This window comes from Ferrovibrio sp. GW821-FHT12F09 (assembly GCF_058806775.1).
Map to the genome: position 1 here is coordinate 2,417,907 of NZ_JBXAPZ010000001.1, position 22,960 is coordinate 2,440,866.

The 22,960-nt window shown below is 64.1% G+C and carries 22 protein-coding genes; 3 read left to right on the forward strand and 19 right to left on the reverse strand.

What is annotated here, in order from left to right; all coding sequences use genetic code 11:
- Positions 1 to 30 precede the first annotated feature (30 nt).
- Positions 31 to 1,122: an alkene reductase gene (locus AC1ROB_RS12020; protein WP_492970932.1), complete on the reverse strand. Its 1,092-nt coding sequence runs from the start codon at positions 1,120 to 1,122 to the stop codon at positions 31 to 33.
- Between the two features lie 238 nt (positions 1,123 to 1,360).
- Here AC1ROB_RS12020 and AC1ROB_RS12025 point away from each other — a divergent pair, with 238 nt between their 5' ends.
- Positions 1,361 to 1,915 carry a hypothetical protein gene (locus AC1ROB_RS12025; RefSeq protein ID WP_492970931.1) on the forward strand — a complete coding sequence of 185 codons (555 nt, stop codon included), beginning with the start codon at positions 1,361 to 1,363 and terminating at the stop codon, positions 1,913 to 1,915.
- Complete coding sequence (locus tag AC1ROB_RS12030) at positions 1,908 to 2,480, forward strand: hypothetical protein (protein WP_492970930.1); 573 nt, start codon at positions 1,908 to 1,910, stop codon at positions 2,478 to 2,480. Before AC1ROB_RS12025 ends, AC1ROB_RS12030 begins: the two co-directional genes overlap by 8 nt.
- A gap of 161 nt (positions 2,481 to 2,641) precedes the next feature.
- Here AC1ROB_RS12030 and AC1ROB_RS12035 read toward each other — a convergent pair whose 3' ends face one another.
- From AC1ROB_RS12035 to alr, 11 genes are all read right to left on the reverse strand, one after another.
- Positions 2,642 to 3,922 carry an FCSD flavin-binding domain-containing protein gene (locus AC1ROB_RS12035; RefSeq protein ID WP_492970929.1) on the reverse strand — a complete coding sequence of 427 codons (1,281 nt, stop codon included), beginning with the start codon at positions 3,920 to 3,922 and terminating at the stop codon, positions 2,642 to 2,644.
- A gap of 14 nt (positions 3,923 to 3,936) precedes the next feature.
- Positions 3,937 to 4,248 carry a c-type cytochrome gene (locus AC1ROB_RS12040; protein WP_492970928.1) on the reverse strand — a complete coding sequence of 104 codons (312 nt, stop codon included), beginning with the start codon at positions 4,246 to 4,248 and terminating at the stop codon, positions 3,937 to 3,939.
- 103 nt (positions 4,249 to 4,351) lie between these two features.
- Positions 4,352 to 5,194 carry a DMT family transporter gene (locus AC1ROB_RS12045; protein ID WP_492970927.1) on the reverse strand — a complete coding sequence of 281 codons (843 nt, stop codon included), beginning with the start codon at positions 5,192 to 5,194 and terminating at the stop codon, positions 4,352 to 4,354.
- Positions 5,195 to 5,236: 42 nt separating this feature from the next.
- A complete protein-coding gene (locus tag AC1ROB_RS12050; protein WP_492970926.1) occupies positions 5,237 to 6,004 on the reverse strand; it encodes a hypothetical protein in 768 nt (255 codons plus the stop codon).
- 11 nt (positions 6,005 to 6,015) lie between these two features.
- Positions 6,016 to 6,729: an SDR family NAD(P)-dependent oxidoreductase gene (locus AC1ROB_RS12055; protein WP_492970925.1), complete on the reverse strand. Its 714-nt coding sequence runs from the start codon at positions 6,727 to 6,729 to the stop codon at positions 6,016 to 6,018.
- 28 nt (positions 6,730 to 6,757) lie between these two features.
- On the reverse strand, positions 6,758 to 8,215 hold the full coding sequence (purF, locus tag AC1ROB_RS12060; RefSeq protein WP_492970924.1) for an amidophosphoribosyltransferase: 1,458 nt from the start codon (positions 8,213 to 8,215) through the stop codon (positions 6,758 to 6,760).
- Between the two features lie 58 nt (positions 8,216 to 8,273).
- A complete protein-coding gene (locus AC1ROB_RS12065; RefSeq protein ID WP_492970923.1) occupies positions 8,274 to 8,933 on the reverse strand; it encodes a CvpA family protein in 660 nt (219 codons plus the stop codon).
- Positions 8,934 to 8,937: 4 nt separating this feature from the next.
- Positions 8,938 to 10,389, reverse strand: coding sequence for a DNA repair protein RadA (radA, locus tag AC1ROB_RS12070; protein WP_492970922.1), 1,452 nt, complete (start codon positions 10,387 to 10,389; stop codon positions 8,938 to 8,940).
- The gene (locus AC1ROB_RS12075) at positions 10,389 to 11,165 is read right to left on the reverse strand and encodes an ABC transporter ATP-binding protein (protein WP_492970921.1); all 777 of its coding nucleotides are present in this window, start codon (positions 11,163 to 11,165) and stop codon (positions 10,389 to 10,391) included. The genes radA and AC1ROB_RS12075 overlap by 1 nt, the downstream gene beginning before the upstream one ends.
- Positions 11,162 to 11,938 carry an MlaE family ABC transporter permease gene (locus AC1ROB_RS12080; protein WP_492970920.1) on the reverse strand — a complete coding sequence of 259 codons (777 nt, stop codon included), beginning with the start codon at positions 11,936 to 11,938 and terminating at the stop codon, positions 11,162 to 11,164. The genes AC1ROB_RS12075 and AC1ROB_RS12080 overlap by 4 nt, the downstream gene beginning before the upstream one ends.
- Positions 11,935 to 13,086, reverse strand: coding sequence for an alanine racemase (gene alr, locus AC1ROB_RS12085; protein ID WP_492970919.1), 1,152 nt, complete (start codon positions 13,084 to 13,086; stop codon positions 11,935 to 11,937). Before alr ends, AC1ROB_RS12080 begins: the two co-directional genes overlap by 4 nt.
- Before the next feature lie 177 nt (positions 13,087 to 13,263).
- Here alr and AC1ROB_RS12090 point away from each other — a divergent pair, with 177 nt between their 5' ends.
- Complete coding sequence (locus AC1ROB_RS12090) at positions 13,264 to 14,214, forward strand: DMT family transporter (RefSeq protein WP_492970918.1); 951 nt, start codon at positions 13,264 to 13,266, stop codon at positions 14,212 to 14,214.
- A gap of 13 nt (positions 14,215 to 14,227) precedes the next feature.
- On the opposite strand, the gene AC1ROB_RS12095 is transcribed toward AC1ROB_RS12090, so the two are convergent.
- From AC1ROB_RS12095 to AC1ROB_RS12125, 7 genes are all read right to left on the reverse strand, one after another.
- Positions 14,228 to 16,453 (reverse strand): methyl-accepting chemotaxis protein, encoded by a 2,226-nt coding sequence (locus AC1ROB_RS12095; RefSeq protein WP_492970917.1) that lies wholly within the window; start codon positions 16,451 to 16,453, stop codon positions 14,228 to 14,230.
- 128 nt (positions 16,454 to 16,581) lie between these two features.
- Positions 16,582 to 17,385: a ZIP family metal transporter gene (locus tag AC1ROB_RS12100; RefSeq protein WP_492970916.1), complete on the reverse strand. Its 804-nt coding sequence runs from the start codon at positions 17,383 to 17,385 to the stop codon at positions 16,582 to 16,584.
- A gap of 54 nt (positions 17,386 to 17,439) precedes the next feature.
- Positions 17,440 to 17,877, reverse strand: coding sequence for a carboxymuconolactone decarboxylase family protein (locus AC1ROB_RS12105; protein WP_492970915.1), 438 nt, complete (start codon positions 17,875 to 17,877; stop codon positions 17,440 to 17,442).
- Positions 17,878 to 17,984: 107 nt separating this feature from the next.
- Complete coding sequence (locus AC1ROB_RS12110; protein WP_492970914.1) at positions 17,985 to 18,482, reverse strand: Spy/CpxP family protein refolding chaperone; 498 nt, start codon at positions 18,480 to 18,482, stop codon at positions 17,985 to 17,987.
- A gap of 102 nt (positions 18,483 to 18,584) precedes the next feature.
- Positions 18,585 to 19,055 carry a chemotaxis protein CheW gene (locus tag AC1ROB_RS12115; RefSeq protein ID WP_492970913.1) on the reverse strand — a complete coding sequence of 157 codons (471 nt, stop codon included), beginning with the start codon at positions 19,053 to 19,055 and terminating at the stop codon, positions 18,585 to 18,587.
- Positions 19,056 to 19,072: 17 nt separating this feature from the next.
- Positions 19,073 to 21,010 carry a methyl-accepting chemotaxis protein gene (locus tag AC1ROB_RS12120; protein WP_492970912.1) on the reverse strand — a complete coding sequence of 646 codons (1,938 nt, stop codon included), beginning with the start codon at positions 21,008 to 21,010 and terminating at the stop codon, positions 19,073 to 19,075.
- Between the two features lie 172 nt (positions 21,011 to 21,182).
- Positions 21,183 to 22,646: a replicative DNA helicase gene (locus AC1ROB_RS12125; protein WP_492970911.1), complete on the reverse strand. Its 1,464-nt coding sequence runs from the start codon at positions 22,644 to 22,646 to the stop codon at positions 21,183 to 21,185.
- Positions 22,647 to 22,960: the final 314 nt, after the last annotated feature.

Sequence of the window (22,960 nt, forward strand, 5' to 3'; positions counted from 1 at the left end):
AAGCTTCGGTGATCGAGGTAAGCGTGCAGTTTACTCCGCAGCTACACCCAACGCAGGGTAGTCCGTATAGCCTTCGGCGCCGCCGCCATAGAGCGTGGCGCGATTGAGCGGCGCCAGTGGTGCTTTGAGGCGCAGGCGCTCGACCAGATCGGGATTGCTGATGAAGGGCCGGCCAAAGGCCACCATGTCGGCCCGGCCGCTGGTCACGGCCTCGGCAGCCATGTCGGGTGTATAGCCGTTATTGGTAATCCAGGTGTTGCGGAAGCGGCTGCGCAGCGCGCCGTAATCGAAACCGGCGCCGAAATCGCGGTCGGCTCCGGTCGAGCCTTCGATCACATGCACATAGACCAGATTGAGGCGGTCGAGCTGTTCCACCACATGATTGAACAGCGGTTGCGGATCGCTGTCGCTGGCATCATTGGCCGGAGTCACCGGTGAGATGCGGATGCCCGTACGCTCGGCACCGATCTCCTCGACCACGGCAGCGGCGGATTCCAGCAGCAGGCGGGCACGGTTCTCGATGCTGCCGCCATAGGCATCCGTGCGCTGGTTGATGCCATTGCGCAGGAACTGGTCCAGCAGATAGCCATTGGCGCCATGCAGCTCGACACCGTCAAAGCCGGCAGCGATGGCATTGGCGGCACCCTGGCGATAACCGGCTACGATGCCCGGAAGTTCCTCCAGCTGCAGGGCGCGCGGCTCGGAAACATCCGTGAAGGTGCCGCCGACGAAGGTCTTGGTCTTCGCGCGGATGGCTGAAGGGGCGACTGGGGCCTGGCCATTGGGCTGCAGCGACACATGGCTGATGCGGCCGACATGCCAGAGCTGCAGGAAGATGTGGCCGCCTTTGGCATGCACGGCATCTGTGACCCGCTTCCAGCCGGCAACCTGCTCTGCGGAGTGGATGCCGGGCGTATCCTGGTAGCCCTGGCCTTCAGGAACCACCTGGGTCGCTTCGGCGATGATCAGTCCGGCCGTGGCGCGCTGGGCGTAATACTCGGCCATCAGGTCTGTCGGCACATTGCTGCCGGGTATGGCGCGGTTGCGCGTCAGCGGCGCCATGGCAATGCGGTTGGAAAGCTGGAGCTTGCCGAGGCGGTACGAATCGAACAGCGATGTCATGGGGGAGGTGTCCGTGGAGAAGGAGGGCAGGAAGCAGGAAGTGCATTAGAAAAAGCGCAGACCCGGTGAAAGGCAAGCGGCTGCAGCATTTTCATAACTATATGATATTAATAAGTATTTTTGTTAATAAGCAATCGAAGAGAGAATTGATGAGAATTCAATTTCACCTTAAGGAGTAAACAACTGTTACTAGTATTAAACTGGTAACAGATCGGACAAACACCTTAATAGATTTCCCATGGCCGTTATCGATATCGCTATAGCCACGATCCCGGGGATGATCCTGCTGCTTGCCGTAGGCATCGGCGGAGATGCCCTTTCGGCGCTGGTGCGCAATATCGCTATGAGCCGCTTCGATCTGGGGCGCCTGAGCACCCTGGGCGATCTGGCGCGGCGCAGCTACCAGGAACAGGCCGGCCGGCTGGAAGAAAAAAACAAGGAACTGATGGCGGTCGAGAGCCAGTATCTCGGTATCGCCCGGGAGCTGCAGAGCCTGCGTTATGCCGAGGCCGCGCTGCAGGATCCGCACAACAACACCCTCTTTGAAGTGGGTAAGCCGCTCGCCGGCAGCCCCGGCTGGTATGTCAAACTGCTGCTGCATCGCAAGCACGCCATGTTCAATGGCATGGGCACGGTCCCGACCAATGCAGAGGGCTATCGCACCGGCCGCATGGTGATGTGGGGTGTCAATGCCGAGACGGCGCAGCAACTCTGCCGCCAGCGTTTCAGCAAGGATGCCTCGGTGTTATCGATTCAACCCTTCAAGGGACGGGTGAAGCGCGCCGATGTTTGATCTCGACTTCATGACGCTGACCTATCTTCTGGTGCTGGCCGCAAACCTGGCGCTGATCCTGCTGGTCGGTAATCTGGCCATGGAGCGGGCCCGCGAGGCCTGGGCCGTCGTCGCCAGTCGCGCACGGATGGCGCAGACGCAGATCGAACACCTGAAGGATTCCACCGAGGCTGCCAGCATCAAGACATCGGAAGCCACGCAGAAGATCGAGGAGGCGCAGCGCAAGCTGGCCGATACGGAGAAGGAACTGGCTGCCGTGCGGCATCGTCATGATACCGAACCGCTGCCTTTCGTTTATTGCGTCACCCCGACCGAGAATTTCGATCCCGGCGGCGCGGTATGGGAATTCCTGGTGCAGCACGACACCGAATCCCATGGCGAAACCGATCCGGACCATCATGCACGGCACTGGCTGAACGGACGCCTTTATCAGGTGCAGGCCGCCACACAGGCGGCGGCCAAGCGTCAGCTGGAGCGGCATCTGCCGGAAGCTGAAGGATTCCGCCTGACCCTGGTCCGGCGCCATGGTGACACATTGCTCGCGCAGCTTGCAGAAGCGAGCTGAACTAGCGTGGACCTGGCCTGTGACCATGGTCACAGTAAAGCTCCGGCCGGCTATGGAATAGTTTGCGGGTCAGCGTCGAGGGATGACCCTCGTAGTTCCCAACTGAGACCCCGGAGCCTTCTTGGCCCCGGGGTTTTTCTTTTTCAGCGACAGCAGGGATTTCAGCCGAAGCTGTCGGCGATGATGCCGGCATACCAGCCCAGCGTGAAATCGGCTTCCGACTTGCGCTGGGCCGCATTGGCGTTGCCCGGGGAAACGCCACCGGAATTCGGCACCTCCGCCACGCCCTGCGGACCCGGCCGATAGGTGCCGGTGACCGAGATGCCGTAATCCGGTGTCACCAGGCTGTAGCAGGTGTTGTGGAAGACCGTGGCTGGCGGCGTGGTGCCGTGCAGGGACGACACGATATTCGCGGCCACCACCTTGGCCTGGCTGTTTGCCGCCGTGCCGGATTTCGGCATGGCGCCGGCAATCGAGGCATCGCCCAGCACATAAACATTGGCTGCCTTGCGCGAGGCGAAGGTCGCCGGATCGACGGCGCACCAGCCATTGCTTTCGGCCAGACCGGCGTCTAGTGCGATCTTGCCCGCCGTCTGCGGCGGGATGACGTTGATGACTGCGCCTTTCTCCTTGCCGAAGCCGGCCGTCACCGTCATGCCCTTGGGATCGACGCTCTCCACCTTGCCGCCATCCTTGCCGGCGACCCAGGTGATCATGCCGGGATACTGGCTTTCCCAGCCGGCCATGAACAGGCCCTGCTTGGAGAATGCATCCTTGGCATCCAGCACCAGGATCTTCGACTTCGGCTTCTTCGCCTTCAGATACCAGGCGATCATGCTGACGCGCTCATACGGCCCGGGTGGGCAACGGAACGGGTTGGCGGGTGGCGCGACGATCACGGTGCCGCCATCGGGCATGGCTTCCAGCTGCTTGCGCAACAGCAGGGTCTGCGTACCGGCCTTCCAGGCATGCGGCATGGTGCTGTTGGCAGCCTGCTCGCTGTAGCCGGCGACGCCAGCGTAATTCAGCTCGATGCCTGGCGCGACAACCAGCCTGTCATAAGGCAGCACGCTGCCATCCTTCAGACGCACCTGACGGGCGTTGGTATCCACGGCGTTGGCTTCGCCGCGGACCAGTCGCACACCATAGCGCTGGCGCAGCGGATCGCGGCGATGGGTGATGCTGTTGATGTCACGGATGCCGGCCAGAACGTAGTTCGAGAACGGGCAGGTGATGTAGGTGGCATCGCGCTCCACCAGAACCACATCGGTCTCTGGGGCAAACAGCTTGATGTAACGCGCTGCCGTGGCGCCGCCAAAGCCGCCGCCGATAACGACGACGCGGCCCGCTGCGCTTTGCGCACTGGCGATATGGGGCAGACCGAAAGCTGCTGCAGACGCGGCGCCGGCGGCGAGAATCTGACGACGAGAGAAAGTGGTCATGGCTGGTCTCCCGCTCAGTTCTTCGACAGATAATCGGCAAGCGCTTTCAGCTGCTCGTCGGAATAGCCGCGCGCGATGCGGCCCATGATCGTGTAAGGGCGTTTGTCGGTCTTGAATTCGATCAGCGAGGTATAGATCGCATTGGCATCCGCGCCACGAATAGGCGGCATGGTGGGCGAGATATACGATGCGCTGCCGTGGCACACGTTGCAGGTTTGGACGGCAAGGGCCGTATCGCTGATGGCTGCGGTGCGCTGCTGCGCGGAGGCCGCGCTACTGGCGGCAATGACGGTGACAACCGCCAGAATGAATGTCGGGGCACGCATGGACTTCCTCCCTGGATTACCTGCGGAGGCGAGACTAAGCGGCTGGCATTATTATATCAAATCAAAATGTTAATGTCGTTTTTATACAAATTTTTGTCGTAATTTATTCGCTGGATGTGCGGCTGGCCAGGAGGATGGCCCCCACAATCATCGCGGCGCCGGCAATCATGGTGGTATCCAGCTTTTCGCCATAGGCCACCACACCGACGATCAGTGCTGTCACCAGTTCGCTGGCGCCGGCAATCGCGGTGCGTTCGGCGCCGGCGATCGGGGCGCCGTACAGCAGCAACCCCAATGCGCCTACGGTGCTGACGATGGCAAGGCCGACGGTCGCGCCCCAGCCACCGGCCGAGACCGGCATGGCAATATGCCCATCCAGGATCAGTCCGAGCGCCAGCATGGCGAGCAGGCCACCGAGGAAGACGCCGCCGAGCCGCACCGGGATTGCCACACGGCTCAGTCGTTTCGCCGCAACATGCACGAAGATGGCGTAGCCAAAAGGCGGAATGAAAGCCATGCCGACCGCCAGAAGATTGAGATCGCTGCCGAGGCCTGCCGGGGCAAGAATGAGGATCGCCGCCACCAGCACCAGCGCTGCGGCGCTTGCCGTGGGCCAGGTCAGCCGTTCATGGAAGAACAGCCAGCCGATCAGGATGACAAACAGGGGGTAGGTGAACAGGATCAACACCGTCAGTGCGACGGTGAGATGCTGCAGCGCCAGGAAGTAAAACAGGTTGATGCCCATATAGCCGGCACCGGTGAGAATCGCGACCAGCGTATCGCGGCGTGCGGCCAGCAGGCGGGGCAGGAACGGCAGCAGGCAGAGGAAGGCGATGCCGAAACGCCAGCTCAAGAGCGACAGCGGCGGCAGGCCGTCGGCATAGGCAGTGCGGGCAAAGAGCGGCATCAGGCCGAAGCCGATGGCGCCAAAGGCAACCAGCGCCATACCGGTTGCGGGGGAGCGAGACGGGGGCATGCCGTCGACGGTTCAGGTCGCGAAGGTCATCGTGATCGGCGACAGACCGCGGATCGATCCGGTCAGTGTCGTACCCGCCTTGAAGAAACGCAGGCCGGTGAAGGAGCCGGTGGTGACGATCTGACCTGGTTGCACACCGCCGCAGCGGTCACCGCATTCGCGCACCAGATCGGCCAGCATGCCAAAGGGCGTGCTGGTATTCAGTGTTGCGGGACCATTGCAGACATCCGTGCCATCAGCCACAAGCTGAACATCCGGCCTGTCGAAGTCTTCCGCGCGCCAGGTCTTGTTCAGCGGCGGGCCATAGATCAAGCCGGCGTTGAGCTGGAAATCAGCGAGTTGCCAGAGCTTGCTTGCCCCCTGCGGGTCGGCGAGCCGGCTGTCGACCACTTCAAAGACCGGCAATGGCGTCACGACGGCAGCCAGGTTCTGCATGAAGTCCGGCGCGTCGATGGCCGGTAGGACTCCGTCGATGCGGAAGCCGACTTCGAGTTCCAGGCCACGCAAGCGCGTCTCGGCCGGTTGCCGCATATCGGGTGCTGCGCGGATCAGGTCGGCGCGGATCGGCGAACAGATCAGCGGCTGGTCGGCACCGGCACGTCCGACTTTCCAGCCACCGACTTTCGCACCCAGTCCGTGCATCACGCCGGACTGGATGACATAGGCATCGGCGATGCTGAGCGGCGCTGCCGCATCGGTCGCCTCGACCAGTGGCCCCCCGCGCCGCGCCGCCAGCAGACGGTCAATCACATCGGCATGGCGTGGCGTGGCCTCGGACATGATCTGTCGGACTATTTGCGGAAGTCGCGGGCGGCGAGGGTTTCGCCGTTGCGTGCGCAGGAGTCTTCGCCCAGCGCAACGAATACTTCCGTGATTTCCTCGGGCAGCGGCACGCTGTTCACGTCCTCGCCCGGATAAGCCTCCGCACGCATCTTGGTGCGCGTGCCGCCGGGATCTACCAGATTGGCGCGAATGTTGCTTTTCTCGTTTTCCTTGGCATAAGCCAGCACCAGGTTCTCGAGCGCGGCTTTCGAGGCCGCGTAGGCGCCCCAGTAGGCGCGCACGGTGTGCCCGACGCTGGAGGTGACAAAGATGGCGCGCCCGGCCGGCGCGGCGAACAGCAGCGGATGCACGGCGCGGATCAGGCGCTGGTTGGCATGCACATTCAGCCTGAACACCTGTTCCCACAGGTTCGGCGGATACTGATGCAGCGGCGTCATCCGGCCAAAGATGCCGGCATTGCCGACCAGGATATCGATGCGGCCGAAACGCTCCAGCAGCGGTGCCGCCAGGCCATCGATCATCTCGGTCTTTTCCAGATCGAGCGGTATCAGGGTGGCGCTGCCGCCGATGGCCTTGATCTCGTCGTCCAGCTCTTCCAGCGCGCCGGTGGTGCGGGCGACGCAGATCACATGGGCGCCCTCGGCGGCATAGCGTTTGGCAATCGCGGCACCGATGCCGCGGCTGGCGCCGGTGATCAGCGCGATGCGGTCCTTAAGACGCATAACTCTTCTCTTCTGTCTTGGTGAGTGGTCAGCCGGTCTCGGCGAGCAGGGTGAGCTGGCGCGGACCGCGGGTGGTGCGGTTGACCTCGTCGGTCAGGCCGATCGGATAGTCGCCCGAGAAGCAGGCATCGCAGAAGGCCGGCTTGGCGGCATCCCGCGACGGGCGGCCCATGGCGCGATAGAGGCCTTCCATGGTCAGGAAGGCCAGGCTGTCGGCTTTGATGAACTTGGCCATTTCTTCAACCGTGTGGGTAGCGGCCAGCAGCTTGCTGCGTTCCGGCGTGTCGACACCGTAGAAGCAGCTATGCGTGGTCGGCGGTGAGGCGATGCGCATATGCACCTCCTTGGCGCCGGCGTCGCGCACCATCTCGACGATCTTGGTCGAGGTGGTGCCGCGTACGATGGAGTCGTCCACCAGAATGACCCGCTTGCCCTGGATATAGGCGCGGTTGGCGTTGTGCTTCAGCTTGACGCCCAGATGGCGGATCTGGTCGGTCGGTTCGATGAAGGTGCGGCCGACATAATGATTGCGGATGATGCCCAGCTCGAACGGGATGCCACTCTCGGCGGCATAACCGATGGCGGCCGGGACACCGGAATCCGGCACCGGGATGACCACATCGGCATCCACATGGTTCTCGCGGGCGAGTTCGGCGCCGATACGCTTGCGCGATTCATAGACGCTGAGGCCTTCGACCTGCGAGTCCGGGCGCGCGAAGTAGATGTATTCGAAGATGCAGAAGCGGCGCTGGACCGGAGGGAAGGGATGGTGGCTGTGGATACCCTCGGCATCGATGACGATCAGTTCACCTGGTTCGACGTCGCGCACGAAATCGGCACCCAGGATATCGAGTGCGCAGGTTTCCGACGCCAGGATCGGCGCGCCCTTCAGGGTGCCCAGCACCAGCGGCCGCACGCCCCAGGGGTCGCGCACGCCGATCAGCTTCTTCGGCGTCAGCGCCACCAGCGCATAGGCGCCTTCGACCTGCTTCAGCGCGTCGACGACCCGGTCGACCACCGTGGTTTTGCGGCTCAGCGCCACCAGATGGGTAATGACTTCGGTGTCCATGGTGGACTGGAAGATGCTGCCCTTGGCCACCAGATCGTCGCGGATATGACGGGCATTGGTCAGGTTGCCGTTATGGGCGAGCGCGATGCCGCCCAGTTCCAGATCGGCGTAGATCGGTTGCACGTTGCGCAGCAGCGTGCCGCCCGAGGTGGAGTAGCGCACATGGCCGATGGCGCTGTCGCCCGGCAGTTCGCGGATCACCTTCTCGGACGAGAAATTCGGCGCCACATGACCCAGCGCACGATGGCTGTTAAAGCGGCCTTCGTTATAGGCGACGATGCCGGCGGCCTCCTGGCCGCGATGCTGCAGGGCATGTAGTCCGAGGACGGTATTGGCGGCGGCGTCGGGCGTGCCGAACATGCCGAAAATGCCGCACTCCTCGTGCAGTTTGTCGTCGTCGAAGGGGTTCGTTTGCATTCCTAACGGCTCCATCGTCACGACGCATGCTGGGCAAGCAAAACCGGCTTCCGGCCGCTCAGGGCTTGTCCTGCGTGCGGATCAGACTTTCGATGCCCTGGCGTTCCTCGGTCTTATAGCCGGTTTGGCTGCGCGAGTCAGCGCCGCCGCCCGGTGTTGTATGGGTCGGAACCGGGGTTGAAACCGGTCTGCCCGAGTCTTTTTTGGCCGGCGCCCGGCCCGGGTCCAGTTGCCGCAGGACCAGTTCCGCCGCCCAGTTGTAGCCCGCCTCGGCCAGAGGACGGGTTTTGGCATCCTGCAGCCAGGCCGGCCGGGTGTTTTCCGGTACCAGCCGGTCCACAACCCACCAGGCGACCACCACAATCACCGCGCCGCGCGCCAGACCGAACAGAAAGCCTAGGCTGCGGTCCACGGCAGAAACCGCTGCAGCCCGTCGAACCTGTTCGGAAATCCAGTGCGTGAGGATCGAACACAGAATCAGGGTCGGCAGAAACAGGGCGATGCCGGCCGCAATATCGGCGAAAATCCGTGACTCGATATAGGAGCGGGCCAGGTCGCGGGCAAGGGGGAAGAAGAAGTAGGTGGCCGCCAGGGCCGCCACCCAGCCGAGGATGGACAGGACTTCCTTCACGAAGCCGCGGAACAGCGCCAGCGTCGCCGAAAGCAGCAGGATGGCGATGACGATCAGGTCGACGATATTGACCGGCAGCGACGACATGCGGCTATTCCTCCTCGCCGGTCCAGGCGGCGCGGTCGTTGCGTCCGGCATTGGCCCGTTTGGCGGCCGCACGGGCGCCGGGGAAGAGTTCTACCAGTTCGGTCAGCCGCATCAGTTCGCTCGTTCCGATCGCCTTTACCTTACTTTTGCCGCCGGCCGGCATCACCGCATGCTCGAAGCCGAGCTTGGCGGCTTCCTTCAGCCGCGACTCGGACTGGCTGACCGGACGCACCTCGCCGGCCAGGCTGACCTCGCCGAAGAACACCGTGCGGTCCGGCGCCGGACTGTCGGCCAGTGCGGACAGCAGGGCGGCGGCCACGGCCAGATCGGCGGCCGGCTCGACCACGCGCAGCCCGCCAGCGACGTTGAGATAGACGTCGCAGCCGGAGTAACGCAAGCCGCATCTGGCGTCCAGCACGGCCAGAACCATGGACAGACGGCCCGAATCCCAGCCGACTACGGTGCGGCGTGGTGTCGCAAGCGGCGAGGGTGCGACCAGGGCCTGGATTTCCACCAATAACGGCCGCGTGCCTTCCATGCCGGCGAAAATCGCCGATCCCGCCACCGGGTCGCCCTTGCCAGCGTCCGAGCGGCCGAGGAACAGGGCCGAGGGGTTGGCCACTTCGGACAGGCCGGCATCGGTCATGCTGAACACGCCGATCTCGTCGGTGGCGCCGAAGCGGTTCTTCACAGCGCGCAGGATACGGAACTGGTGGCCGCGCTCGCCTTCGAAATACAGCACCGTATCGACCATATGCTCGACCACGCGGGGGCCGGCGATCTGGCCATCCTTGGTGACATGGCCGACCAGGAAGACCGAGGCATTCGATTGCTTGGCCACGCGCACCAGTTCATGGGCGCAGGCGCGCACCTGGTTCACGGTGCCCGGCGCGCTTTCAATATTGTCAGCGAAGATGGTCTGGATCGAGTCGATCACGATCACCGCCGGTGCGCCCTTGGCCTGCGCCATCGCCGCGTCGATGCCGGCGAGGATATCGCGCAGGCTGTTCGCCGAGGACAGCAGCACCGGTGCATCGGCGAGCCCTAAGCGCTGCGCGCGCAGGCCGATCTGCGCCACGGCTTCTTCGCCCGAGACATACAGCGCAGTCGTGCCTCGGCGCGCAAGTTGCGCGACAGCCTGCAACAGAATGGTGGATTTGCCGATGCCGGGATCGCCGCCGATCAGGATAGCCGAGCCGGGCACCAGGCCGCCGCCCAGAACACGGTCGAATTCGTTGATGCCGCTGATCGTGCGCACCACCTTGTCGGGCTGTGCGCTTAAAGAGGCAAAGCCGATGGCCTTGCCCTTGCCAGTCGACAGGCCTTTCGGAACTGCAACTTTCGGGGCTTCCTGGACAATCGTGTTCCATTCGTCGCAGGCGTCGCAGCGGCCCTGCCATTTGCGGTAGGCGGCGCCGCAGGACTGGCAGACGAAGGAGTCGACGACTTTCGCCATCAGGGTTTCAGGATTTCCATCTGGATCGGACCTTCGGCCCGGCCATGGATGAACTGGTCGACATAGGCATTGCCCGAATGGTCGACCTGCTCGACCGGGCCATGCCAGATGATCTTGCCTTTGTAGATCATCGCAATGTAGTCGGCGATCTTGCGGGCGCTGGCCATGTCATGGGTGATGCTGAGGGTGGTGGCGCCCAGCTTGCGCACGCAGGACACGATCAGGTCGTTGATCACATCGGCCATGATCGGATCGAGGCCGGTTGTCGGTTCGTCGAAAAAGATGATTTCCGGTTCGGCGGCGATGGCGCGGGCCAAGGCGACGCGCTTCTGCATGCCGCCTGACAGTTCGGAGGGCGAAAGCTCGGCCACTTCCGGGCTCAGGCCGACCTGGCCGAGCTTTTCCAGCGCGATATCCTTGGCTTCGTTGCGCGCCATGCGGCGGCCCTGGATCAGGCCAAAGGCGACGTTCTCCCAGACCTTGAGGGAGTCGAACAGCGCCGAGCCCTGGAACAGCATGCCGAATTTGCGCAGTGCGTCCTCACGCTCGCCATTGTCGAACTTCATCGAATCCTGGCCGTCGATCAGGATCTGGCCGCTGTCGGGGCGGATCAGGCCCAGCACGCATTTCAGCATCACCGATTTGCCGGTGCCCGAGCCGCCGATCACCACCAGCGACTTGCCGCGCGGCACTTCCAACGACAGGCCGTCCAGCACGACCTTGCGGCCGAACTTCTTGTGCACGTCGCGCAGGAGGATTTTGGGCTGCTCGTTCATTTGCCGGCAAAGAACAGTTCGGTGACGAAATAGTTCGCGACCAGGATCAGGATCGAGGCCGAGACCACTGCATCCGTGGTGGCCTTGCCGACGCCCTGGGCGCCGCCCTTGGAATGGAAGCCGTGATAGCAGCCCATCAGGGCAATGACGAAGCCGAACACCGCCGCCTTGACCAGGCCGGAAACGACATCCAGCGTCTGCAGGAAGTCGATGGTGTTCTTCAGGTAGGTGCCGGCATTGAAGCCCAGCTTGTGGGTGGCGATCAGGTAGCCGCCCATCACGCCGATGATATCGGCCACCAGCACCAGCACCGGCAGCGACAGCGTGGCGGCCAGCAGGCGCGGCGCCACCAGGTATTTATACGGGTTGGTCGACAGCGTGGTCAGCGCGTCGATCTGCTCGGTCACCCGCATCGTTCCGATTTCAGCGGCCATAGCAGATGCCACGCGGCCGGCAACCATCAGGCCGCCCAGCACCGGGCCCAGTTCGCGGGTGATGCCCAGCACCACGATGCTGGCCACAGCGCTTTCGGCATTGAAGCGGCCGGCGCCGATGAAAATCTGCAGCGCCAGCACCATGCCGGTGAACAGCGCGGTCAGGCCCACGACGGGCAGCGAGAAATAGCCGATCGTCATCATCTGCCGCACCAGCAGGCGCAGGTAGAAGGGCGGCAGGACGATATGGCGCAGGCCGTTGAAGGCGAAGACGGCAACACGGCCAAGGGCGCTCAGGAAGTCGATGAAGACGCGGCCGACAATCGCAAGTGGGTTCATGCAGTGCCGCCCTTGTAGACCCGGTGATAGCGCGCGCCGAGCTGGGTCAGCAGTTCATAGGCGTTGGTGCGGGCAGCATCCGCCTGTTCGTCGATGTCGATGCCGCCGCCGAGCAGACTGACGGCCGTGCCAGGTGCGCAGTCCTCATCGCCGAGCATGGAGACGTCGAGTGTGATCAGATCCATCGAGACCCGGCCTGCGATTGGCACTCGGACATGGCCTTGGCGACCCTTTATGACAGCGGTGCCCCGACCGGACAGCCCGCGTGAGAACCCGTCGGCGTAACCGACCGCCACGGTGGCAATTCGGCCCGGTTTTTCAACGACATAGCCGGCACCGTAGCCAACGCTCTGGCCCCTGTCAACGGAACGGACCTGAAGGATTTTACCTTGCAGATGAACCACTTCCGTCATGCGGGCGGCGGTATGTCGCGGGCTGTCGCCCGAGCCCAGCGGATTGGCGCCGTAAAGCGCGATTCCCGGTCGCAGGATGTCGTGGTGGTAATCCGGACCCAGGAAGAGGCCGGCCGAGTTGGCCAGGCTGCCCTTGAGCGCCGGGAAGCGCCGGCGCCACAGGGCGAAACGGTCGCGCTGCCGGGCATTCTCCGGGTGATCCGGTTCATCGGCGCAGGCCAGATGCGTCATCACGAAGTCGAGGGCGATGCCGTCCAGCATTGCTGGATCGGCCGCCACGATTTCGGCTTCCGCATCCGTGAGCCCCAGCCGGTTCATGCCGGTGTCGATATGCAGCGCGGCAGGCAGGCGGCGGCCGAGCCGCCTCGCGGCGGCCGACCAGGCGGCGATCTGCCCCGGCGTGGACAGGGTCGGGCTCAGATTGGCGGCGGCCAGTTCGTCTTCCAGGCCGGGCGAGGGGCCGTGCAGGATGTGGATGGTCGCGGCGTCCGGCAGCAGGGCGCGCAGTTCCTGGGCTTCCTCGGAATGCGCCACGAAAAACCGGCGGCAGCCGGCGCGATACAGGGCGGGCCCAACCTGGGCTGCGCCCGTACCATAGGCATCGGCCTTCAGGATGCCGGCGCATTCCGCGGCTGGCGCCATGGCCTTCACCCGGCGCCAGTTGCTGACCAGCGCATCGAGATCGATGGTGAGAATCGCCTGGTCGCCAGAGGGCGGTCTTGCGGAGAGCGTCATGGCCGGTGTTTAGCCCAGCCGGGCGGAAAGCGACAGGCTTAAATCGCCCGAAATGCGGTGTGTGCCGAAGGTCTTGCCGCCGCCAGCCGGGCAGGTGACACTGCCATGGGGGCCGGCCACGCAAGAGGGCTGTCACAACAACCGTGATCCAGCCATTTGTCTGTACCCGAGGCCAGTATGTCGACCCCGTCTTCCGCGTCCGATACCGCCGCCGCCCGTCCGGGTTTCTGGGGCTGGCTGTATGGCAATCCCTATCTGCTGCTGGTCCTGACCACGGCCATGTGGGGCGGCCATGCCGTGGTCAGCCGTCTGGCCGTGGATGAAATCTCGCCGGCCTCGCTCACCTTCCTGCGCTGGTTCATCGTCGCCGGCATCATGCTGGCGGTGAGCGGCCGGGGCCTGCGCGAGCACTGGCCGCTGCTGCGGCCGCGCATCTGGTATCTGGCCGCCATGGGCACGCTCGGCTACACGGCTTACAACATACTGCTCTACTGGTCGGCGCATTACACGACCGCCATCAACATCAGCATCATCAATGCGGCCATGCCGGCGCTGATCTTCCTGGGCGCGCTGCTGGTCTTCGGACAGCCGGTGCGCCTGCTGCAATGGATCGGTCTCGCCGTATCGATCATCGGCGTCCTGGTGACGGCGGCGAAAGGCGACCTGGCCGTCCTGCTGCATCTCTCCGTCAATCGTGGCGATATCCTGATCCTGATCGCCACGGCCCTTTATGCCGGCTACACGGTCTTCCTGCGCAACCGGCCCCTGGTGCCCGGCATGGTCTTCTTCGCGGCCCTGGCGCCGGCCGCCATGCTGTCTTCGATCGTTCTGCTTGGTGTGGAGATCGCGGCCGGCGAATTCTTCTGGCCGAGCTGGAAAGGCTGGGTGGCGCTGCTCTATGTGGCGCTCTTCCCGTCGCTGCTGTCGCAGGTCTTCTACATCCGCGCCGTCGAACTGATCGGCTCAGGCCGCGCTGGCCTGTTCACCAACCTGATGCCGCTGTTCGGCGCCAGCTTCGCCATGCTGTTCCTGGGCGAGGTGCTGTCGCTTTACCACGTGGTCGCGCTGGTACTGGTACTCGGTGGCATCCTGCTGGCGGAATGGCGGCGGGGCAACCCCGCCGCCTGATCCGCAGGCCTGGTCACGTCGCCCGGAAGAAGCCGACCAGCGCGGCCAGTTCGCGCGACTGGCCCGACAGCGCCTGGGCCGAGGCGCTGGTTTCTTCCACCAGGGCGCCATTGCGCTGGGTCATCTCGTCCATGCTGGCGACCGCCGTATTGATCTGGTCGAGGCCGGTCGCCTGTTCGCGCGACGCGGCAGCGATCTCGGCCACGATGTCCGACACCTTTTTCACCGAGGCGACGATATCGCCCAGCGCCGTGCCGGCCTGGTTGACCAGGGCGGCGCCGGTCTTTACCTGGGTGTTGGACTCCGAGATCAGGCCCTTGATCTGCTTGCTGGCATCGGCCGAACGCTGGGCCAATGTGCGCACCTCCTGCGCCACCACGGCAAAGCCCTTGCCGGCCTCGCCGGCGCGGGCCGCTTCCACCGAGGCGTTGAGCGCCAGCAGGTTGGTCTGGAAGGCGATCTCGTCGATCAGGCCGACGATCTCGACAATCTTCTGGGCGCTGCCTTCGATGCCGGTCATGGCGCCGACGACATCATGCATCACCTTGCCGCCCTTGTCGGCGGCATCGCGGGCCGAGACGGCCAGTTGGTTGGCCGCTTCGGCATTGTCGGCATTCTGCTTCACGGTGGCCGTGATCTCGTGCATCGAGGCGGCCGTCTCTTCAATGCTGGCGGCCTGCGATTCCGTGCGGCTGGCCAGGTCCTGGCTGCCGGTGGAGATTTCTGAACTTGCTTCATTCACCGCTGTTGCGGCTTCGGCGATGCCGCGCACAGTCGTGGCCAGTTTTTCGTTGGTGCTGTTGGTGTTGTCCTTCAGCTCGCCGAACACGCCGTAATACTGGCCGCTGACCCGCTTGGTCAGGTCGCCACCCGCCATCGAGGCCAGCACGCCGCCGACTTCGTTGATGGCGGTGTTGACGCTGGACACCAGGTTGTTGATGCCGCTGCCCAGCTTGTGCATGACGCCCTGCAGACTGGCGGTGTCGATGCGGCGGCTGAGATCGCCATTGACGGCAGCCTCCACCACCATGCCCACGGAACGGTCGAGTTCGGCTTCCTGTTCGGCGCGGTCGCGTTCGCGCTGCTGGCGCTCGACTTCCACCTGGCCACGCAGGCGCTCGTTCTCCTCGCCATTCTGCTTGAACACCTGTACGGCTTCGGCCATGCGGCCGATCTCGTCGCCGCGACCCAGCCCGTTCACGGCGGCGCTGTAGTCGCCCTTGGCCAGGACGGCCATCGTATCGGTCAGGCCGACGATGGGGTTGCGGATCGAGCGACCGATCAGCACGGCAAAGATCAATGCCACCACCAGGGCGATGGGCGCCAGGATTGCGATGACCAGCAATGTCCGGCCCAGGCTGGCATGCATGGCGGTTTCGTCGCGGTCCAGTTCGGCGCTGCGGCTGTCGGCCAGCTTTTCCACGCGCTCCAGCGAACCGACTGCATTCTGCTGCATGGCGCCAAGGATTTCGGTGCTGATGCGGCCGATGATGCTCATCACCTTGACCAGTCCGGTGGCATAGGTGGCGGTTGCTTCCTTCAGTTCCTCGCCGGCCGTCATCTGCCCCTTGCTGATCAGGCGCTCCGCCAGGGCGGCGCTGACGGTGCTGAGTTCGGCGGTCAGCTGTTGCGTGCGGGTCAGCAGCTCGGGACGTGGGCGGTAGAGATACTGGTAGGCGGCGGCACCGATGGCGTTGAGCACTTCCTGTACGCGGGCCGACAGATAGGCCGTCTCGAAATCCTTCACATCGACGGCCTGGCCCATGGTCTGTGGCAGGATCTGGCGGATCAGCGTGCTGGCAGGAACAACATCTTTCTGGAAAATGCCGTTGTATTCGGCGCGGGCGGCAACGGCCGCTTCGAGCGCCGCCCCGTATTTCTGGGTCAGATCGTTGATCTCGCCCATCACCCGTTTTTCATTCGGGTCGGCATCGACGTCGGCCTCTTTCAGCGTCGCCGGGATGGATTTCACCAGGCCGCGTGCGTTATCCAGGCCGGCGGTGCTGTCGCGGTCCATGTAGAGCAGCACATTGCGACTCAGGTCGATAATGTCGCGCTCGGCACGCAGCACGGCGCGCGTGGCATCGGAAGTGACGTCATATTCATTGAACAGGGAGCGGGCATTGTTGGACCCCAGGATGCCGGCGCCGGCCACCACCAGAAGCAGCAGGATGACAATGCCGAAGCCGAGATTGATCCGGCCGCCGATGCTCAGGTTGTTAAGGGACTGGGTCGCCATTCTGCCTCCCGTTTGGCGCTGCGTCAGGACAGCCACCATTATCGTTAGTATTCCAACGATATATATTCTATCGCGTCCGGAGCGAACGGGGAACGGGGCTTGTAAGACGGGTCAGGGACGGCGCGGGCCTAGCCCAGGGCGACATCCAGATACAGCATCACGACAAAGCCGCCGAACAGGGCTGTCGTGGCGCCGCGCTCGGCCCCATGGCGATGGGTTTCCGGGATCACTTCGGATGAAATGATGAACAGCATGGCGCCGGCGGCAAAGGCAAGCGCCCAGGGCAGCAGCCCGGCCGAGAGCGTCACGGCGCCTGCACCCACGATGCCGCCCAGGGGTTCCAGCAGGCCGGTCAGGGCGGCGATCAGAAAGGCGCGCTGGCGCGTATAGCCTTCGCCGCGCAGGGCCACGGCGACGGCGAGCCCTTCGGGCAGATTCTGCAGGCCGATACCCAGCGTGACGCCCATGCCGCTGGTCAGGTCGCCGCTGGCGGCACCGACGCCGACTGCCAGGCCTTCGGGGAAGTTATGCAGGGCGATGGCGATGACAAACAGCCAGACCCGGGCAAGCCGCGAATTGTCGGCGCCTTCGCGGCCCTTTTCGCCGAAATGCTCATGCGGTGCGAAACGGTGGGCCAGATGCATGGTCATGGCGCCAACCAGCAGCGCGCCGATGACGCTCAGCGCCGCCGGGCTGCGCGCCAGGCTTTGCTCGGCCTGCTCGAGTGCCGGCAGCAGCAGGGAAAAGAAGGTCGCAGCCAGCATCACGCCGGCGGCAAAGGCCAGCATCAGGTTCTGGGTGGTGTCCTTGATCGTGCGCAGCACGAAGACCGGCAGGGCGCCGACAGCGGTGGCGCCGAAACCGGCTACCACACTGGCCAGTACACCGAGCAGGAACGGAGAGAAGGGGGAGGTTGCCGTCGCGACGTCCATGCCACAGATGTAGCATAGACCGCGCTCGAAACGACAGTATCCCGTCGGCAGGCCTCAGGCCGGCGCGCCCTTGCGGAAGGCAATGGCCAGCCGGTTCCAGGCATTCATCGATGCAATGGCGATGGTCAGGTCGACCACCGTGCGCTCATCGAACACGGCGTTCACGGCCTCATAGACATCATCGGCGACACGCTGGTGTTCCAGCCGGGTGACGGCCTCGGCATAGGCCAGGGCGGCGCGTTCCTGGTCGTCGAACAGCGGCGACTCCCACCAGATGGCAATATGATGCAGCTTGCGGTCGGTGGCGCCGTGCCTGAACGCGTCCTTGGTATGCTGGTCGACGCAATAGGCGCAGCCGTTGATCTGCGACACGCGGATCCAGACGATATCCAGCAAGGGGCGGGGCAGGGCGGTGGTCAGATGGGGCTGGACTGCGAACAGTCCCTTGATGGCTTCGGGACTGTGCTGACGGTAGTCGAGGCGCTGGGTCATGGGCTTTCTCCTTCTTACGGGAGCATAGACGGACCTGCAGGCCGGCCTGTGACGCGAAACGGGGCCCGTGAGGGCCCCGTTCCGGTGACCGCAGTCACAGGCTCTTGTCAGTGATGGCGCGGGCCCGGCTTGCCCGGCATCGGGCCGGCCATGGGGCCGGCGAACAGCTGGTCGGCCGTCTTCTTCTGCTCATCCGACAGCGACTGGTACAGCGGGCGGAAGGCAGCCAGGTAGCGATCCTGCGCGGCGATGGCGTCCTTCATCGCACCCTGGCGCTGCTCCAGCTTTTCCAGGGCCGAGGTCGGGCGGATGCTGGCCTGCTGCTTGCGGGCCTCGTGGCGCGCTTCCATCGCCTTGGCGCTGACACGCAGTTCATCGGCCAGCTTGTCGAACAGCGGCTGCTGCGCCGCGGTCGGCTTCAGTTCGGCCTTGAGGAAGGCGATGCGGCCTTCGATGAAGCGGCCGGGCGCGGGGCGTTCGACGCGTTGCGTATGCGGCGCGGCCGGCGATGCACCGGGCTGCTGGGCCGGCTGGGCGAAGGCGAGGCCGCCGCTGAACCCGGCGGCAATCACACTGGCGGCGAGGAGGGCATTGCGGATCGACATGACGGACTCCTGGGTTGCGAAAGGGGACGGCAGCCTTTTCGCCACCGTCCCCCAACAACACGGGCCGTCGCAGGAAATCCTGCGCGTCTGGTTTTTTCGCGGTTAAGCGGCTTCGTCCACCGCCGGCAACTGGGCTGGCAGCTGGGTTGGCAGGCGCGAACCGGCCAGCTTGTGGATCGCCAGCAGCGGCACCAGCTTTTCGCCCACGGTGGCGATGCCATCCAGCAGGCCCGACGACCAGGCCTCGCCGGATTCGGCATGGCTGATATTCGCGGCATCGATCTCGACGATGTCGGACACACTGTCGACCAGCAGGCCGAGCGGTTTCGCATTCAGCACCGCGACCACGATCACATCCTGCGGGCGCGGCGGCGTGGCCGTCTTGCCCAGTATCATGCGCGCATCGAAGACCGGCAGCACATTGCCACGCAGATTGATAACGCCCAGGCAGGAAATATCGGTATCGGGCAGCGGCGAGACCGGCGACCAGCCGCGGATTTCCTGGATCTGCAGCAGCGGCAAGGCATAGGTCTGGTCACCGATATTGACGAGCAGGGCATCGAGGCGATCCATTGTCACGGTCCTTTCGGTCAGGCGGCTTTCGGCAGCATACCGGTGCGGCCCTCGGTGCGGAAGAAGCTGACCAGCTGGGCGAGCTGGCTGGCCTGCAGGGACAGCGACTGGGCGGCGGCCGAGGTTTCTTCCACCAGAGCACCGTTGCGCTGGGTCATCTCGTCCATGCTGCCGACGGCAGTGTTGACCTGTTCCAGGCCGGTGGCCTGTTCGCGCGACGCGGATGCGATCTCGGCGACGATATCGCTGACCTTCTTCACGGCGCCGACGATCTCGGTTAGGCTTTCACCGGCCTGGCCGACCAGCTTGCCGCCTTCGCGGACCTGGCTGTTCGAAGCATTGATCAGCCCCTTGATGTCCTTCGAGGCATTGGCGGCACGCTGGGCCAGCGAACGGACCTCCTGCGCCACCACGGCAAAACCCTTGCCGGCTTCACCGGCGCGTGCGGCTTCGACACTGGCGTTCAAGGCCAGCAGGTTGGTCTGGAAGGCGATCTCGTCGATCAGCGAGACGATGTCGCTGATCTTCTGGGCGCTGCCCTCGATCTGCCCCATCGCCGTGACGACATTCTCCATCACGGCGCCGCCCTTGTCGGCGGCATCGCGCGCCACAGTGGCGAGCTGGTTGGCCGCCGCCGCATTGTCGGCATTCTGCTTCACCGTGGCGGTGATCTCATGCATCGAGGCGGCGGTCTCCTCGATCGAGGCGGCCTGTGATTCCGTGCGGCTGGCCAGGTCCTGGCTGCCGGTCGAAATCTCGGCCGAGGCTTCCTTCACGGCCGCTGCACTCTGGTTCAGTTCGCCGGCGATCTCGCGCAGCTTGGCCGCCATGGTGTTGACGCTGTCCTTCAGCATGCCGAAGACGCCGCGATAGCTGCCGGTCACGTCATGGGTCAGGTTGCCCTGGGCCATGCTGCCGGTCACCTTGGCCATTTCATTGCTCATCTGCTGCAGCATGCCGGTCAGGCCGTTCAGGCGCTGGCTGATGGTGAGCAGGAAGCCCTCCTTGTCGGTTTCGTTCAGGCGGGTATCCAGGTTGCCGTCTACCACCTTGTCGCAGAGGCCGGAGATTTCCTCGATGGCCTTGCGCTCGCGGGTCTCGCGGGCGGCGCGCTGCTCCTCGGCGATGCGGCGCTGTTCGGCGATATCGGCTTCGGCCTTTTCGCGGGCGATCATGTTGTCCTTGAACACCTGCACGGTCTTGGCCATCACACCGATCTCGTCGCCGCGACCGGCGCCGAACACTTCGGTCTTGGTGTTGCCATCGGCCAGCGTGCGCATGCCGGCGGCAAGGCGATTGATCGGCCGGGTGATCGTCAGGGACGACAGGCCGAAGCCGAGCAGCAGCGAGCCGATGATAATGGCGGCGGACAGGCCGATCAGCAGCTGGGTTTCGGTGACAATGAAGGCATCCAACTTGGCAGAGATATCCCGGATTCCCTGGTCATTGCGGTCGATTGCCGCATCGAGGTCTTTATCCAGGGTCTCGCGCAGGGTGACATATTGCGGCTGGTTGCCGAACTCGCGGGCGGCGGCCGCGCCACTGGTCTGCCCGATGCGGGCGACTTCACGGCGGTATTTGATGAATTCCACCATCTGCTGCTTGCGAGCCTGGAAGGCGGCGCGCCGGTCGGCCGGCTGCGACGCTTCATAGGGCGCGATGGTGTCTTCGAATTCCTTGGTGGCGCGGTTCAGGCGTTCCACCTGCGTGGTGACTTCGGCCGGCGTAGTGGCGGTGTAGAGGCCGCGTGATTCCGCTGCCGTGTCGCTCATGGCGCGGCTGGCCTTCAGGGCATAGAGGGCGCGATCGGCCATGCTCTGCATCTCGTTGACACTGTCGTCATAGGTGCGCAGGCCGTTCAGGCCGATCAGCGTGACGCCGACCAGGCCGCAGGCGAACAGGATCAGGATGGCAATGATCCGTGTGCCGATCTTTAAATTGCTGACAAGCTGCATGATTTCCCTCCGGATGGCGGCCGGTCGTCACTGTGACGTCAGCCTGGGCCGCGTCGGCGGCCTGAATAGACGGAGGGATACTCGCTGCGGGCGAGTTTATGAGAAAGTTATTTTCCGGTTAGAGCGTATACGTGGATATGCGCGTGCAGCGAAACCGGGTTCCGGCCAAGGATCAATAAGCCTCGGGCAGATGGTCGCTCTGGATATGGTCGCTGAATTTGGTGAAGGCGCTCTCGAAATGCAGCACCACGCGGCCGATCGGGCCGTGACGCTGCTTGCCGATGATCACTTCCGCCAGGTTGGCGATGCGGCCCATCTTCTCCTGCCATTCGACATGCTCGGGCGTGCCCTCGTTGGGCTGCTTGCGCATCTCGTAGTATTCCTCGCGGTACACGAACATCACCACGTCGGCGTCCTGCTCGATGGCGCCTGATTCACGCAGATCCGACAGCTGCGGCCGCTTGTCGTCGCGGCTTTCCACGGCGCGGCTCAGCTGGGAGAGGGCGATGACCGGCACGTTCAGGTCCTTGGCCAGCGCCTTCAGCGCCTGGGTCACTTCGGAGATTTCCTGCACGCGGTTATCGTTGCGGCGCGAATTGCTGCCGCGCACCAGTTGCAGGTAGTCGACGATGATCATGCCGATATTGTTGGTGCGCTTCAGGCGACGGGCGCGGCTCCGCAACAGCGAGATCGAGATCGCGCCGGTATCGTCGATATAGAAGGGCAGCTGCGCCAACTCCTTGGAGGCCGGCACGATCTTGCGGGTGAACTCGTCGTCGGTGATATCGCCGCGGCGCAGCTTTTCCGACGGGATTTCGGTTTCTTCCGCCAGGATACGGGTGGCGAGCTGTTCGGACGCCATTTCGAGGCTGAAGAAGGCCACCGGGATGCCGGCGCGAGCCGCATTGAAGGCCATGTTGGTGGCCAGCGAGGTTTTGCCCATCGACGGACGGCCGGCCAGGATGACCAGATCCGACGGATGCATGCCGCCGAGCATCTTGTCCATATCGCGCAGGCCGGTGGTGACGCCCGACAGGCCGCCCTTCTTCCAGGCGGCGTCGATCGACTTGATCGATTCCCCGATGGATTCCTTGAACGAGACGAAGCCGCCTTCCGAGCTGCCTTCATCGGCCAGCTTGAACAGGCGCTGTTCGGTTTCCTCGATCTGGTGCGTCGCCGCCTCATCGACCTTGGGGTCATAGGCGCGGTTGACCATATCCTCGCCGATGGTGATCAGCTGGCGGCGCAGCGCCAGGTCATGGATCACCTTGGCGTAATCCTCGGCATTGATGACGGTGGTGGCGGCGGCGGCGAGGCGGGCCAGATAGGCCGTGCCGCCGGCTTTGGCCAGCACGTCGTCGCGCTCGAAATAGGCTTTCAGCGTCACCGGATTGGCGATCTCGCCGCGCTCGATCAGCGTCAGGGTCGATTCATAGATCCGGCGATGGGCTTCGTGGAAGAAATGGTCCGGCGCCAGGAAGCCCGACACCTTCATGGCCGCTTCGTTATTCACCAGGATGGCGCCCAGCAGCTCCTGCTCGGCATCCAGGTTATGTGGCTGGGTGCGGAAGGCCGGTTCGGTGCCGGCCTGGTCGCTGCCGGGCATCGGGACGGTGAAGGGGGTAACAACTGCCATTACGGACTTCTTCCCACGCCTGAGTTCTGCCGTTCAGTTCATCGACCGCATTCTGTCCATCCTGGGATATTTCCCGCGGTAGGGACTGTGACGGTTCTGCGTCGCCATGCTGGCGAGGGGCGCATTAACGGCGAATGGCCTGCGCAGTTCTACTTCGAAATACGATTGACAGCTTATTATCCACCGCATTTTAGCTGTGGGTAACCGATCTTCCTAAGTCGATATTTCCACACACAATTCTTGGCGCAAAACCAAGTAATCCACAGGCATCGTTCTTTCGTGCGAAAACAAAACGGCCCGGCATTTTTGCCGGG